This is a genomic window from Chromatiaceae bacterium (assembly GCA_016714645.1).
Taxonomy (GTDB): Bacteria; Pseudomonadota; Gammaproteobacteria; order Chromatiales; family Chromatiaceae; genus M0108.
In genome coordinates, this window is the sequence record JADKCI010000002.1 from 836,831 (window position 1) to 851,665 (window position 14,835).

9 protein-coding genes and 1 pseudogene are annotated in these 14,835 nt (G+C 67.3%); 6 read left to right on the top strand and 4 right to left on the bottom strand.

The window, feature by feature from the left end; genetic code table 11:
- Nucleotides 1–44: 44 nt before the first annotated feature.
- Nucleotides 45–929 carry a TauD/TfdA family dioxygenase gene (locus IPN92_10845; GenBank protein ID MBK8638746.1) on the bottom strand — a complete coding sequence of 295 codons (885 nt, stop codon included), beginning with the start codon at nucleotides 927–929 and terminating at the stop codon, nucleotides 45–47.
- A 120-nt stretch (nucleotides 930–1,049) separates the two neighbouring features.
- Between IPN92_10845 and IPN92_10850 the strand changes: the two genes are divergently transcribed.
- From IPN92_10850 to IPN92_10860, 3 genes are all read left to right on the top strand, one after another.
- On the top strand, nucleotides 1,050–1,496 hold the full coding sequence (locus tag IPN92_10850) for a universal stress protein (GenBank protein MBK8638747.1): 447 nt from the start codon (nucleotides 1,050–1,052) through the stop codon (nucleotides 1,494–1,496).
- A 127-nt stretch (nucleotides 1,497–1,623) separates the two neighbouring features.
- Nucleotides 1,624–2,046 carry an HNH nuclease family protein gene (locus IPN92_10855; protein ID MBK8638748.1) on the top strand — a complete coding sequence of 141 codons (423 nt, stop codon included), beginning with the start codon at nucleotides 1,624–1,626 and terminating at the stop codon, nucleotides 2,044–2,046.
- A 6-nt stretch (nucleotides 2,047–2,052) separates the two neighbouring features.
- Nucleotides 2,053–3,990, top strand: coding sequence for an ATP-binding cassette domain-containing protein (locus IPN92_10860; GenBank protein ID MBK8638749.1), 1,938 nt, complete (start codon nucleotides 2,053–2,055; stop codon nucleotides 3,988–3,990).
- A gap of 108 nt (nucleotides 3,991–4,098) precedes the next feature.
- Here the strand turns inward: IPN92_10860 and mutS are convergent, their stop codons facing one another.
- Nucleotides 4,099–6,774, bottom strand: coding sequence for a DNA mismatch repair protein MutS (gene mutS / locus IPN92_10865; GenBank protein MBK8638750.1), 2,676 nt, complete (start codon nucleotides 6,772–6,774; stop codon nucleotides 4,099–4,101).
- Between the two features lie 666 nt (nucleotides 6,775–7,440).
- Between mutS and IPN92_10870 the strand changes: the two genes are divergently transcribed.
- From IPN92_10870 to cls, 3 genes and pseudogenes are all read left to right on the top strand, one after another.
- The gene (locus tag IPN92_10870; GenBank protein ID MBK8638751.1) at nucleotides 7,441–9,825 is read left to right on the top strand and encodes a S8 family serine peptidase; all 2,385 of its coding nucleotides are present in this window, start codon (nucleotides 7,441–7,443) and stop codon (nucleotides 9,823–9,825) included.
- A gap of 25 nt (nucleotides 9,826–9,850) precedes the next feature.
- Nucleotides 9,851–10,312 carry a hypothetical protein gene (locus tag IPN92_10875; protein ID MBK8638752.1) on the top strand — a complete coding sequence of 154 codons (462 nt, stop codon included), beginning with the start codon at nucleotides 9,851–9,853 and terminating at the stop codon, nucleotides 10,310–10,312.
- A 206-nt stretch (nucleotides 10,313–10,518) separates the two neighbouring features.
- Nucleotides 10,519–11,995 (top strand): annotated as a pseudogene (gene cls / locus IPN92_10880) (cardiolipin synthase).
- Here the strand turns inward: cls and argA are convergent.
- Both argA and IPN92_10890 read right to left on the bottom strand, forming a co-directional pair.
- Nucleotides 11,992–13,383 (bottom strand): amino-acid N-acetyltransferase, encoded by a 1,392-nt coding sequence (gene argA, locus IPN92_10885; GenBank protein MBK8638753.1) that lies wholly within the window; start codon nucleotides 13,381–13,383, stop codon nucleotides 11,992–11,994. The pseudogene cls and the gene argA sit on opposite strands and share 4 nt — an antisense overlap.
- Entirely contained in the window at nucleotides 13,380–14,741 is a 1,362-nt protein-coding gene (locus tag IPN92_10890; GenBank protein ID MBK8638754.1) for a sigma-54-dependent Fis family transcriptional regulator, read from the bottom strand. Before IPN92_10890 ends, argA begins: the two co-directional genes overlap by 4 nt.
- Between the last annotated feature and the right edge of the window lie 94 nt (nucleotides 14,742–14,835).

The window sequence follows — 14,835 nt, forward strand, 5'->3', positions numbered from 1 at the left end:
CCGGCCAGGCCGGCTCTTGCGCGGGGTGGCCGTCGGGCCACGTCTCAGGTCCCCCCCAGCCGATCGTAAAAGCGGGCACGATAGAGGAGGCGGGGGGGCTGGCCTTCCTCGAAGCTGGTGCGGGTGTGCAGCACATTGTTGCAGATGAGTCCCCAGCCGGGCTCCAGCCGGGCGTGGAAGTGGGCCGCCAGGCCACTGTCGAGGATCTCCTTCAGGGCAATGACGGCCTCCTGGGTCAGGGGATCATCGCGCCAGGCAATGTTGCGTTTACGATCCGTGTAACGCATGTGCAGACGCCCATCCGGTCGCACCGAGAAGACGGGGCCGGGCTGTTCCGGGCGCCCATCCTCCCCCCCGGCCAGATTGGCCGGGATGGTCATGGCCCGCGGGTGCATGAGGGCCTGGACATAGTCGGGGTTCCGATCGCGCAGGGCGAGGTAGGCGATCTCGTGGTCGAGGAGGTCATTGTCCCCGCCGCTGGCGGCGGGGTGAACGCAGTGCAGCAGCAGGCCATGGATCTGGCGCTCGGGCCGGTTGTAGTAACCATCCGTGTGCCAGGCGATGGGCCGGGTCGTGTAGGGGATATATCCAGCGTGGCGGTCGTCGGTCTGCACCTTGAGGGAGGTGATGGCATCCTCGTCCGCTCCGGCGTTGTGATCCAGGCGGCGCAGACCAAATTGCTCGCCCAGGGCCCGGATGATGTCCTTGTCGGGGTCGTCGCCCAGCCCGCTGATATAGATGGCCATGTTGGCGCGGCGACAACGGTCGAGAATGGCGTCGTGCTCGGTGGGAGTGAGGTGGCGCGGGTCCTGGACCTCGACGATCAGGTCCTCCACCCGCTGCGGGTGGGCCTCCAGCTTGGCCTGACGCCAGCGCTGATAGGCCTCCGGCTGGTCGAGGTCGAAGGGTGAGTTTTGCGGGTCGGTCATGGTCGGCATGGGTGGCGCTCTCGTTACGGCTATTACGGCAGGTTGGGGGTCTTACCTCGAGACCCCCTTAATCCGGGACTATAATAAAGGTCGCAACGGGGCAAAATCGAGGGGCTCATCATGTCCGTATCCAAGTATTCACTCATCCTGACGGCGGTGGATTTCTCCGACCAATCCGAGAACCTGATCGCTCGCGCGGTCGAGTTGCGCGACCTGTTCGGGGCGCGTCTCAGCCTGCTGCATGTGGTGGAGTATCTGCCCATGGCCTATTCCGGCGATCTGGTGCTGCCAGAGGGCTTCGACCTCGAGCAGGAATTGCTGGATGTCGCCTCGCGTCAGATGGCGACCCTGGGGGAGCGCCTGGGCGTGGCCGAAGGGGATTGCCATGTCGAGATCGGCAATACGGGCCACACCATCCTGCGGGTCGCCGAGGAACTGGGGGCGGACCTCATCCTGGTCGGCAGCCACGGGCGCCACGGTTTAGCAGTCCTGCTGGGCTCCACCGCCCGCAGCGTCCTTAACGGCGCCTACTGTGATGTGCTGGCGGTGCGGGTGCCGGAGGACTGAGGAATCCCCCTCCCGCCCCGATCCGGGCGGTTGTCCCGGACAGGGGTTGCCGCGTTCGGTTAGGCACGAGGCGGTCATTTGTTCTAATCTTGCCGGGCTAGCCGTTTAGTTTCGCTCGGAGGACGCCATGACCGACCCCAGTAACCCCAGACATGCCCTCACGGGCAAGCAGATTGACCTCGGTAAGCTTGACCAGGTCGTGGCCGCGGCCCGCCAGGCCCGCGATGAGCGCGCCCTGGGCTACCGCGATCAGGCCCTCAAGCTCTATCCCTGGGTCTGCGGCCGTTGTGGCCGCCACTTCGGCAACGAAAATCTGCGGGAGTTGACGGTTCACCATAAGGACATGGATCACGACAACAACCCGGCGGACGGTAGCAACTGGGAACTCCTCTGCCTCTATTGTCACGACAATGAGCACCAGCGGTACGAGGAACACCTGGCCGCCATCGCCGCTGGCCGTGCCGGCGGCGGGCCCTCGGCCGCCACCACCAAGACTGCCACGCACAAACCCTTTGGTGACCTGGCGTCCCTCCTCAAGCGGAGTGATTAAAGGCCCATGCCACTCGTCAGTCTGCGTTCCCTCACCCTCTCCTATGGCCATCCGCCCCTCCTGGAGGAGGTGAGCTGCGAGCTCGAGCGGGGTGAGCGGGTCTGTCTCATCGGCCGCAACGGCACCGGTAAATCCACCCTGCTGCGCATCCTGGCGGGCGAGGTCCAGCCCGATGGGGGCGAGGTCTGGGTGCGCGAGGGCGCGACCATCGCCCGCCTGACCCAGGAGGTGCCCGAGGGCATGGGGGGCAGCGCCTTCGACCTGGTGGCCGGCGGGCTCGGCGAACAGGGGGAGCTGGTCCGCGAATATCACGACCTGAGCCATCGTCTGGATGGGGCTGGGGGCGGTGAGGGCGCCCCGGTCGGCGCGGCTCAGGCCGAGGAGCTCCTGGAACAGCTGTCGCGGGTCCAGCAGCGGCTGGAGGCCGCCGGCGGCTGGGAGATCGAGCAGCGGACCGAACGCACCCTGTCGCGGCTGGACCTGGACCCGGAGGCCGACTTTGCCAGCCTCTCCGGGGGCCTCCAGCGCCGCGTCCTACTGGCGCGGGCCCTGGTGCGAGAGCCCGACCTGCTGCTGCTCGACGAGCCCACCAACCACCTGGACATCCAGGCCATCGACTGGCTGGAGGGCTTCCTGCCCGAGTTTCCCGGCGCCATCCTCTTCGTCACCCACGACCGCCTCTTCCTGCGCAAGCTGGCGACCCGCATCCTGGAACTCGACCGGGGGCGGCTGACGGACTGGCCGGGCAACTATGACAACTATCTGCGGCGTCGCGAGGAACGGCTCCACGCGGAGCAGGTCGCCAATGCCCGCTTCGACCAGAAGCTCTCGGAGGAGGAGGTCTGGATCCGCCAGGGCATCAAGGCCCGCCGTACCCGTAACGAGGGCCGGGTCCGTGCTCTCAAGGATCTGCGGGAAGAGCGCCAGGAACGCCGCGAGCAGATGGGCAAGGCGCGGCTACGCCTCGGCGAGGCCGAGCGCTCGGGCAAACTGGTGGTGGAGGCCGAGGATGTCACCTATGCCTGGGGCGGCGCCCCCGTGGTGCGGGACCTCAATACCCTCATCCTGCGCGGCGATAAGGTCGGCATCATGGGCCCCAATGGCGCGGGCAAAACCACCCTGCTGAAGCTGCTGCTGGGCCAGCTCGAGCCTAACAGCGGCAGCATCCGCCGCGGCACCAACCTCCAGGTGGCCTATTTCGATCAGCTCCGCGCCCAGCTCGACGAGGATAAGTCGGTGCTGGACAATGTCGCCGGCGGCAGCGACAAGGTGACCATCGACGGTCATAGCCGCCATGTCCTCTCCTATCTCAAGGACTTCCTCTTCACCCCCGAGCGCATCCGTCAGCCGGTGCGCGCCCTCTCGGGTGGCGAGCGCAATCGCCTGCTGCTGGCCCGGCTCTTCACCCAGCCCGCCAACCTGCTGGTCATGGACGAGCCCACCAACGATCTCGACACCGAGACCCTGGAGCTGCTGGAGGAGTTGCTGCTGGACTTCCAGGGTACTCTGCTGCTGGTCAGCCACGACCGCGCTCTGCTCGATGCCGTGGTCACCAGCACCCTGGTCTTCGAGGGCGATGGCCGGGTGCGGGAATACGTCGGTGGCTACGAGGACTGGCGTCGCCAGCGCCTAGCGCCGGAGCCCGAGAAGGGCCGTCCCACCAAGTCCACCAAGGCTTTTCCGGGGCTAGCCCCCGCTGCCAGGGTCCCGGCTAAACGCAACAAGCTGGGCTTCAAGGAACAGCGTGAACTCGAGGCCCTGCCGCCCCGTATTGAGGCCCTGGAGGCGGAGGTGGCGGGGATTCATGCCCGAATGGCGGACGCCGCCTTCTACCAGGGTTCGGTGATGGACATCTCCGCCACCCGCGACCGGCTCGGGATACTGGAAAAAGAACTCGCGGACGCCTACGTCCGTTGGGAGTCCCTGGAGGCCCTCAAGGGCTGAGAGGCCCACAGCGGCTGGTGTCTCCGGGTGCCCCAGGCGGAAAAGCCTGGCTGTCATCGCGACGCCAGGGGGGTATCTTGCCGTCCGTCAGGCGTCAGGTGCTCTGCGCTACAGGAGGGTGAGGGTGCCCTCAGGGCCCGAGGCTCGTTTGCGCCGTACCCTTTTCACGGCCCCTGTCCCCTTGCCCGATGCCAACGCCTTGAGTTGGAAGACCAACTCCAGGGCCTGCAGCGGCGTCAGGCTCTCCGGGTCGAGGTCCCGCAGCACCTCTACCGCGGGATTGGGCTCCTCCAGCGTGAAGAGGGATAACTGCGTCGAGGTCGATTGGCCCTGGCTGTGGCGCTGGGCGGCATCCTCCAGTTCCCGCAGCCGCAGGCGGGCGCGGTCGATGACGGCCTTGGGTACCCCCGCCAGACTCGCCACCTGGAGACCGTAGCTCTGGTTGGCTGGGCCCTCGCGCACCGCGTGCAGGAAGACGATGCTGTCCCCGTATTCCACCGCGTCCAGATGGACGTTGGCGATGCCCGGGTATTCCGCCGGCAGGGTGGTCAACTCAAAGTAATGGGTAGCGAAGAGGGTGAAGGCCCGAATCCGTGCCGCCAGTTCGACCCCGCAGGCCCAGGCCAGGGATAGGCCGTCGAAGGTGCTGGTGCCCCTGCCGATCTCGTCCATCAGCACCAGGCTGTGCTCCGTGGCGTTGTGGAGGATGAGGGCCGTCTCCTCCATCTCCACCATGAAGGTGGAGCGGCCGCCCGCCAGGTCATCCGAGGCCCCGATGCGCGAGAAGATGCGGTCTACTGGCCCCAGCCGGACGGCGGCGGCGGGTACATAGCTGCCCGCCAGGGCCATGAGGACGATGAGGGCGGTCTGGCGCATGTAGGTGGATTTGCCGCCCATGTTGGGGCCCGTGACCACCAGCATGCGGCGCTCCGGGTCGAAGCGGACATCATTGGCGACGAAGGGGCGGTCGCTGACCGCCTCCACCACCGGGTGACGGCCCCCGCGGATATCGATGGCGGGCTCCTCGGTCAGTTCCGGTCGGCACCAGTCCAGGGTGCGGGCCCGCTCCGCCAGATTCGCCAGCACGTCCAGGGTGGCGATGGCGGTGGCGGTCGTTTGCAGGACGCTTAACCCGACCCTCAGCCGTTCCAGCAACTCCTCGTAGAGGGCCTTCTCCCGCGCCAGGGAGCGCTCCCGGGCGGACAGCACCTGATCCTCGAAGCGCTTGAGTTCGGGCGTGACATAGCGCTCCGCGCCCTTGAGGGTCTGGCGGCGCACATAGTCCGCCGGTACCTGATCCGCCTGACTGCGGCTGACCTCGATGGCGTAGCCGTGGACCCGGTTGTAGGTGACGCGCAGATTGGCCAGGCCGGAGCGCTCGCGCTCGCGGGTCTCCAGTTCCAGCAGGAAGCGGTCGGCGTTGGTGGAGAGGTCGCGCAGATCATCGAGCTCGGGGTCATAGCCACGGGCCAGGACGCCGCCGTCGCGGATCAGGGCTGGGGGGTGCTCGATCAGGGCCCGCCGCAGCAGCTCCACTACCTGGGGATGGGTGCTGGCCGCCCGGGCCAGGTCCTGGACCAGGGGTGTCTCCCGCGGGGCCAGCAGGACCTGGAGGGCGGGGAGGCGCGCCAGGGAGTCGCGCAGCACCGCCAGGTCCCGTGGCCGGGCGCTGCCCAGGGCGATGCGGGCCAGGATGCGCTCCAGGTCGCCTATGCCGGCCAGTTCCTCCCGGAGGGGCCGCTCGCCTTCGCTTTCCAGCAACTCGGCAATGGCGTCATGGCGCTGGCGCACCAACCCAATAGCGCGCAGGGGTCGCGCCAGCCAGCGCCGTAGCAGCCGGCTGCCCATGGCCGTCACCGTCTGGTCCATGACCCCCGCCAGGCAAGCCTCCGAGCGCTCCGCGAGGCTGCGCTCGATCTCCAGATTGCGCCGGGTGGCGGCGTCCAGGATCACCGCCTCGTCGCGGCTCTCCGTCGTCAGGCCCTGGATATGGGGCAGGGCGGCGCGTTGGGTATCCTTGACGTACTGGAGCAGGCAGCCGGCGGCCCCCACCGCCAGGGGCAAGGCAGCGCAGCCAAAAGCCGTGAGGTTGCGGCTGCCGAACTGGGCGCATAGCAGGCGCTCGCCGCTGTCACGATCGAAGTGCCAGGCCGGCCGACGGCTGATGCCGTGGGCCAGGCCCAGGGCGCCGGGCAGGCGGCTGTCCTCGTCGAACAGTGTCTCCGCCGGGGCCAGGCGGCCGAGCTCGCCCCTTAGGGCCTCTGCGCCCGTCACCTCCATGACGGCGAAACGGCCGCTGGAGACCTCAATCCAGGCCAGGCCGTAAGTGACACCCCTTGGCCCCTCCCAGGTCGCGGCTCCCTGGCGGTCCCCTGGCCCTTCCCCAGGACCTTCCCCAGGACCTGCCCCTTCCGCCACCGCCGCCAGCAGGTTTTCCCGCCGCTCCTCCAGCAGGGCCTCGTCGCTCAGGGTGCCCGGGGTGACGATGCGCGCCACCCGCCGTTCCACCGGGCCCTTGGCCTTGGCGGGGTCGCCCATCTGTTCGCAGAGGGCCACCGCGACCCCCTGGCGCACCAGCTTGGCCAGATAGCCCTCCACCGCGTGATAGGGCACCCCCGCCATGGGGATGGGCGCCCCCCCGGAATGGCCGCGCTTGGTCAAGGTAATATCCAGCAGTCGCGCCGCCCGCTCCGCGTCCTCGAAGAAGAGTTCGTAGAAGTCGCCCATGCGGTAAAAGAGCAGCTTGTCCGGGTGCTCCGCCTTGATGCGCAAATACTGCTGCATCACCGGGGTATGCTTGGGAGCGGAGGGGTCCGTGGCTGGATCCAGGGCAGTATCGGGGGCTGGCGCGGGTTTTTTTATCGACAAGGGGGTAAACCGGAAAGAGGCTGGCCAAAGGGTTGCACCGCCAGCGGCTGCGCGGCAGGCCTATTGAAACACAGTGTGACCTCCCGGGTGGGTACCGGGGGCCTGGCGACGGGATCTGGAAGCGAACCCCGGTCCGCGAGCGGCCAAAAGGCGGGCAAAAAAAAGCGCGACGGGGAAGTCGCGCTAAAAGTTTTTACCACCAAAGGAGGATGGAGGAGTGCCTGAACCACCATAAAGCGCTTCAGAACATCAACAGTTTCTTATATAGCGATGGGCATGTCAAGCTGGATTTTTGTTCAGCCGGATTTTGTTGTGGGACCAGTGCCCCTGGCACCGCTGCCGAAGGACGCATCCATCCCGCTGGCGCGTCTCCCTTCCCACACAAGATCAGGATCGATCGAGATCGTTTCCGGCATCTCAAATATTTTTGTAAGTATCAATTATATTATTAACAATGGGCTAGCGCACAAAATGTCGTATTTGGTGGGTTGACAAGCGCCAGGGACAGGAGGACTCTCGGCCGGGGTGCCGTCGCTGCCCAATGAATACCCGTCTTAACCATCCCGTTATGGAGTGATTCAAGTGAAAATTCTCCCCGCCTCCTGGGTGTCACGGGCCGCCAACCGCAGGGGCGGCCTCATTTTTCTTGTCTCATTCCTCCTCGTGCTCCTGGGTGCCGGCCAGGCGCCCACCCTCGCCGGGCCGCTGGTCCCCGTGGTGACCACGCCGCCCACCGCGCTCGATAGACCCATCGTCGCGGCGCCCACCGCGGCCACTCCCGGTTTCCAGGACCCGGCCCCGGGCCGCCTCCCGCCGGTCGCTCCGCCCCTCGACGTGGCGAATGACCCCAAACTCCTCAATGCCGATACCCTCATGGCGGCTTTTGAGGCGGGTGCCAGCGACACGGCGGTGATCGTCACCCTGCAGCCCACGGCGGAGGCCGCGGAACTCGCCGCCCAATCCGCGTTATCCGCCAATCGCCCCGCGGCCTTGATCCAAGCAGTGGAGGCCCCCGTCTTCTACGACCTCCAGGATCCGGCCATCCGCACCCAGTTGCGCGCCACCGTCTCCCCAGCGGTGGACCAGGCCATCGCCCAACTCCAGCGGCACGGCCTCACCGTCACCCACCGCTTCTCCTATCAATTTGGCTTTGCCGCCCGCGTCACCGCCGCGGCCTTGGAGCAGCTCCTGGCTAATCCCGCCGTTCTGCGCGTCGAGCCGGATGGGGTTTTGGAGCCCCATCTGCGTCAGGGCCTCCCCCTGATGGCCGCCGATACCCCGAGCGGGACCTATGACGGTAGCGGCATGAGCATCGCCATCTGCGATACCGGCATCGACACCGCCCACCCGCGCCTGGGTGGGGGCGGCAGCCCCATCTTCAACGACAAGGTCATCGGCGGTTACGACACCGGCGATGATGACGCCGACCCCCGGCCGAACAGCGCCACCGGCCATCCCCACGGCACCGCCTGCGCCGGTATTGCCGCCGGCGACCTGGGGGACGCTGGCGACTACATCGGCGGGGTCGCCCCCGGCGCCAAGCTCTATGCCATCAAGATTTCCCAAGGTACCGGCGGCTCGGCCTCCGATTCCAGCATGATTGCCGGCTGGGAATGGGCGATCACCCACCAGCATGACGACCCGGCCAACCCCATCCTCATCATCAGCACCAGTTTCGGCGGCGGCGGTTATGCCGCCGCCTGCGACACCGCCGTACCAGCCATGACCACCGCCGCCGCCAATGCGGTGGCCGCGGGCATCACCCTCTTTGCCTCTTCGGGTAATGATGGCTATTGCTCCAGCCTGGCCTGGCCGGCCTGTATTTCCTACGTCAACTCGGTTGGCGCGGTCTATGACGCCAACTTTGGCACCTATACCCCCTGCGTCAATGCGGGCTCTTGCGCCACTAAGATTTCCACCACCGGTTGTGCCACGGGTTACTACGTTGCCGAGAGCACGGTGGCCGATAAGGTGACCGCCTACTCGAATTCCGCCACCTTCCTGACCCTCTTCGCCCCCGCGAACCAGGCCTATACGGCGGACATCGTCGGGACCGGTGGTTACAGCACCGGAGATTTCTACTCAAGCTTTGGTGGCACCTCGGCGGCCTGCCCTTACGCCGCCGGCGCCGCCGCCGTTCTCCAGCATGCCGCCAAGGCCAGGACCGGCAGTTATCTCACCCCCGCCCAGGTAAAAAACTCTCTGACGACTCAAGGCGATACGCTCACCGATGGCAAGGTTACCAGCGTCCAGAAGCCCCGCATTAACCTGGCGCGGGCGGTCGCCGCCTTGCCGACCACCACCACCGTCACCGTTACGGCCTCCGATAACCGCGCGACCGAGGCGGGCCTCACCACGGGCACCTTCACCTTTAGTCGCATGGGCGACACGGGCACCGCCCTGACGCTCAACTACACGGTGACCGGCACCGCCACCAGCGGCAGCGATTACACCGCACTGGGCACCAGCGTCAACTTCGTGGCGGGGGCGAGCACCGCCACCAAGACCGTCAACCCGCTGCAGGATAGCCTGGTGGAAGTCGACGAGACGGTCATTCTGACCCTGGCCACTGATACCGATTACAGTTTGGGCAGTCCGGCCAGCGCCAGCGTGACCCTGACCAGCGACGATCTGGCCAGCTACACCGTCACCGCCACCGCCGGGGCCAACGGCAGCATCAGCCCGGCCAGCCAGACGGTGGCCCATGGCGCCACCACCAGCTTCGCCGTCACGCCCGACACCGGCTACAGCATTGGCACGGTAAGTGGCTGCGAGGGCAGCCTGTCCGGTACCACCTACACCACCGGTCCCATCACCGCCCCCTGCGCGGTCAGCGCCAGCTTTGTCCCGGTGGTCATCACCGTGGCCGCCAGCGACAAAACCGCCACCGAGGCCGGGCTCACCACCGGGCGATACACCTTCACCCGCACCGGCGACACCGCCGCCCTCACCTCGGCTATACCCTGACCTGAACCCCAGCCCGAACTACGCCGTGGGTGGCCCGGCCAGTGCCACGGTGACGATCACCAGCGATGAGCCGGTGACCCAAACCGTCAGCGTCAGCGCCAGCGATGCCAGCGCCACCGAGGCCGACCTGACCACCGGGCGCTACACCTTCACCCGCGCGGGGAGCATTGCCGCCGCCCTGACGGTTAACTATGGCGTCAGCGGCACCGCCACCGCGGGCCGCGACTATACGGCGCTGGGCACCAGCGTCAGCTTCCCGGCCAACGTGGCCAAGGTCACTAAGACGGTTACCCCGCTCCAGGACAGCCGGGTGGAGATCGACGAAAGTATTATCCTGACCTTGGTCGCCGGCACGGGTTATGCCGTGGGGACGTCCGCCAGCGCCATGGTGACCCTGACCAGCGATGACGCCGCCGCTACGGTCAGCGTCAGTGCCGCCGACAGCGAAGCGGGGCTGACCGCTGGCACCTTGAGGAGCGACGAATAGCTCAGGGTGTGCCGCCAAGTCAGAGGTATCCCTTAGCCGCTATCGTCAGACAAAGGGCTCCTGCCTGCCATCCCGCCCCATGAAGGCCGGCAGTGAACCCTGGCGGCGGCGGATGCCCTCCGCCGAGGATTGCCACCAAGGTTTTCCAAGGAACTACCTTGCCCGTTAGGATGGCCGGGTTTGATCCTTAGATAAGCCTGCGCACCATGAACGAGCCCGAATTTTTCAGCCTCCTAGCCGTGATCGGCCATCTGACCATCCAGGCCGCCCTGGTGCTGCGGGCCCTGATGCGTCCGCATCGGGAACCGGCCTCGCGTATCGCCTGGGTCCTGGTCATCCTCGTTTTCCCGGTCATGGGCATCCTGGCCTACCTCCTCCTGGGGGAGACCAGTATCGGTCGGCGGCGGGCGGAACGGCTGCGCCAGACCCTGGCGCGCCTGCCGGATCCCGAGATGGTCGCCGTCCCGCCCGGCGGCGCGGCATGGGTAGGCGAACCGGTCGCCCCGGCGCGCTACCAGCATCTGTTCGACCTTGGCCAGTCCATTACCGGCTTTGCGCCCCGTCGCGGTAACCAGGGCTATCTGGCGGAGGATTCCGACAGTGCCATCGCTGAGCTGGTGGCGGACATTGATGCCGCTCGCCAGCAGGTGCATCTGCTGTTTTACATCTGGCTGCCGGACAAGAATGGCACCCGGGTGGCCCAGGCCCTGATGCGGGCCGCCAGGCGCGGCGTCATCTGCCGGGCCATGGCGGACGACCTGGGCTCGCGGCTGCTGATCCGCTCGGCGCTTTGGGGCCAGATGGCGGCGGCCGGGGTGTCTCTGGGCCGTGCCCTGCCCACCGGCAATCCCTTGCTGGGCTCCCTGCTGGGTCCCCTGCGGGCGGGTGGATCTGCGCAATCACCGCAAGCTGGCCATCATCGATAACCGCATCACCTGGTGCGGCAGCCAGAATTGTGCCGATCCCGCCTTTCTCATCAAGGCCAAATACGGGCCCTGGGTGGATATCCTGGCGCGCTTCGAGGGGCCCATCGCCCGGCAGAATCAGTGGCTCTTCGCCAGCGACTGGATGGCCAACAACGAGGGGGACGACCTGAGCGGGCTGCCGGGCGGGCCCTGGCCTGTCCTCGATGGGGGCTTTGTCGCCCAGGCCATGGGCACGGGTCCCACGGTCCGCAATGCCGCCATGCCCGAGCTGTTCGCGACCTTGATGTTCGCCGCGCGCCGGGACCTGACCATCACGACCCCCTACTATGTCCCTAACGAATCCATGCAAGCCGCCCTCTGTGCCTGCGCCCGCCGCGGGGTGAAGACGCTGATCATCCTCCCCGCCCGCAACGATTCCTGGGTCGTGGCCGCCGCCAGTCGCAGCTATTACGCCGATTTGCTAGAGGCCGGGGTCGAGATTTACGAGTTCCTGGGCGGCCTGCTGCACGCCAAGACCATCACCCTCGATGGCGAGATCGCCCTCATCGGTTCCGCCAACATGGATCGCCGTAGCTTCGATCTCAACTACGAGAACAATGTCCTGATCCGGGACGAGGCCCTCACCGCGGCGATCCGCCAGCGCCAGGAGCACTATATCGCCCAGTCCCAGCCCATCACTCAGGAGCAGGTCGCGGCCTGGAGCGGGTGGCGCCAGCTCTGGAACAACACCATCGCCACCCTGGGCCCCGTCCTCTAGGCCTGGCCGGGGCCGCCAGCCTGGAGCCGCTTGATGAAGACCTTGGAATTGCGCTGATAGTTGTAGAGGACCTGCTTGGCCATGGGCAGGTCCGTTAGGCGGGCGGGTTCGAAGCCGCGCTCCCGAAACCAGTGGGCGGTCTGGGTGGTGAGGACAAAGAGGCGACTGATGCCGCGCTGGCGGGCCAGGTCCTCCATGCGCTCCAGGAGCAGGGCACCCCGGCCGCGATTGCGGTATTCCGGGTTGACGGCCAGGCAGGCGAGTTCGGCCATGCCCTCCGCCGGGTAGCCGTAAAAGGCGGCGCAGGCGCTGGCCATGCCGTCGCGCTCCATCAGGAAGAAGCGGTCGATCTCGGTCTCCAGGCGCTCGCGGGAGCGGCGCACCAGGGCACCGGACTCCTCCAGGGGCCGCAGTAGCTCCAGGATGCCGGCGACGTCGTCGATGCGGGCCGGACGCAACTCCTCGAAGGGGAGGTCGGTGATGAGGGTGCCCACGCCATCGCGGGTGAAGAGCTCGCGGAGGAGGGCGCCATCCAGGCAACGCGGGACGAGATGGACGCGTTTGACCCCCTGGATGCAGGCATCGGCGCCGGCGCGCAGGGCCTGGGCCAGATCCCCCGCGAGACGGGTATCGGTCTCCAGCAACCCCGCCACCTCCCGGCTGAGGATATTGGAGACGAGCTGGCCGTTGGCATCGGTCAGGCCCTCCTCTTCCTCCAGCAGGAAGATCAGCTTATCGGCCTGGAGGGCAATGGCCGCCGAGCGGGCCACGTCCGCCGCGCTCAGGTTGAAGACCTCCCCCGTGGGGGAATAGCCGATGGGCGGCATCAGGGCCACGGCACCGTCGTCCAGCCGCTGCTGGAGGGCGTCGCGGTCGATGCGACGCACCACACCGGTGTGCAGATAATCGACCCCGTCCAGGACCCCCAGGGGCTTGGCGGTAACGAAGTTGCCGGAGGCGACGGGGATGCGCACCCCGGCCATGGGGGAGTTGGCCAGGCCCTGGGAGAAGAGGGCCTCGATCTCCACCCGCAGGCTGCCCGCGGCCTCCTTGACGCTGGCCAGGGCCTCGGCGTCGGTGACGCGCAGGCCCTTGACATAGCGAAAGCCGGCGCCGCGCCGCGCCAGGCTGGCCTGGATCTGCGGGCGGGCGCCGTGGACCAGGACCAGGCGGATACCCAGGCCATGGAGGGTGGCCAGGTCATGGACCAGGTCGCGAAAACCCTTGTCGGCCACCGCCTCGCCCCCGAAGGCGATGACGAAGGTGCGCCCGCGATGGGCATGGACATAGGGCGTGGCGTGGCGGAACCAGTGCACGAAGCCATCGGCGGCGGGCTCCGCGTCCGGACCCCGTGGGGGAGAACTCTGGGGGTGGTTGGGAGTGGTCATTCGATGCCCAGCTTGGCCAAACGATAACGGAGCGCTCGCAGACTCATCCCGAGCTGCCGGGCGGCGGCGGTGCGGTTCCAGTGGTTGTCCTCCAGGGCGCGCTGGATGGCCTGGCGCTGGATCTGGCCCAGGGAGTCTTCCAGGGAGACATCGGCTACCCGCGACTCCAGGGGGTCGCCGCCGACCGGGGCGGGTGCCTCGGGGGCCAGGGGCTCGGGAAGATAGAGGTCCGTCGCCTCCAGGGTATCGCCATCGGCCAGGGCCAGGGCACGCTCTAGCACATTCTCCAGTTCCCGGACATTGCCGGGGAAGGCATAACGCGCGAGGGCGGCGAGGGCCGCTGCCGTCAATCGCGGTGCCGCCTGGCCGTTCTGGTGGGCGATACGGGCGAGGAAGTGTTCCGCCAGCAGCGGAATGTCGCCGGTGCGCTCGCGCAGGGGCGGCAGGCGCAGCTCGATGACGTTGATACGATAGAAGAGGTCCTGGCGGAAGCGGCTGCTGGCCACCTCGGCCGCCAGATCGCGGTGGGTGGCGCTGATCAGGCGCACATCGATGGGAACCTCCAGTTGTCCGCCGACCGGTCGTGCCTTCTTTTCCTGGAGGACGCGCAGCAGCTTGACCTGGGCGGGCAAGGGCAGATCGGCCACCTCGTCGAGGAAGAGGGTTCCCCCATCCGCAGCCTTAAAGAGGCCCGGGTTGTCGGCGATGGCGCCGGTGAAGGCGCCCTTGCGATGGCCAAAGAGTTCGCTTTCCACCAGGTCCGGGGGGATGGCGCCACAGTTGACCGGCACGAAGGGGGCACTGGCGCGGGGCCCCAGCAGGTGGATCAGGCGCGCGGCCAATTCCTTGCCCGTGCCACTCTCGCCGCTGACATAGACGGGGGCCTGGTTGCGTGCCAGTTTGGCGATCAAGCGGCGCAATTCGACCATGGCGGGGGATTTGCCCAGCAGGGCCGGGTGGTCCTGGGGGGTCCCCTCCTCGGCCAGGGTCGTGCGCAACCGCAGGGCTGCCGCCACCAGTCGGCGCAGGACCTGCAGGTCCACCGGCTTGGAGACGAAATCGAAGGCGCCGGCCTTCATGGCCGCGACAGCGCTGTCCATGCTGCCATGGGCCGTGATCATGGCCACCGGCAGCTGGGGGAACTGGCTGGCGATCTGGCGCACCAGATCAATGCCGTCGCCATCGGGCAGACGCATGTCCGTCAGGCAGAGGTCGAAGGTCTCGGTCGCCAGGTAGCGCCGCGCCGCCGCCAGGTCCGGCGCCGCGCGGCAGTCGATCCCCATTCGCGACAGGGTGATGCGTAGGAGTTCCAGGATGTCCTGTTCATCATCGACGACAAGGGCGCGGGCTGGGATCATAAGCGGGTCAGGGGGTAATCATCGTGGAAATTACCCACTATTATGCGGCCTTGCGGCCGCCTCTGACGAGAGGGAAGGCATGGGCCGCCCCAGG

Excerpts from the sequence above, each read along its gene's own strand:
- IPN92_10845 (MBK8638746.1), bottom strand. The coding sequence starts at position 929 with ATGACCGACCCGCAAAACTCACCCTTCGACCTCGACCAGCCGGAGGCC.
- IPN92_10850 (MBK8638747.1), top strand. The coding sequence starts at position 1,050 with ATGTCCGTATCCAAGTATTCACTCATCCTGACGGCGGTGGATTTCTCC.
- IPN92_10855 (MBK8638748.1), top strand. The coding sequence starts at position 1,624 with ATGACCGACCCCAGTAACCCCAGACATGCCCTCACGGGCAAGCAGATT.
- IPN92_10860 (MBK8638749.1), top strand. The coding sequence starts at position 2,053 with ATGCCACTCGTCAGTCTGCGTTCCCTCACCCTCTCCTATGGCCATCCG.
- mutS (MBK8638750.1), bottom strand. The coding sequence starts at position 6,774 with ATGCAGCAGTATTTGCGCATCAAGGCGGAGCACCCGGACAAGCTGCTC.
- argA (MBK8638753.1), bottom strand. The coding sequence starts at position 13,383 with ATGACCACTCCCAACCACCCCCAGAGTTCTCCCCCACGGGGTCCGGAC.
- IPN92_10890 (MBK8638754.1), bottom strand. The coding sequence starts at position 14,741 with ATGATCCCAGCCCGCGCCCTTGTCGTCGATGATGAACAGGACATCCTG.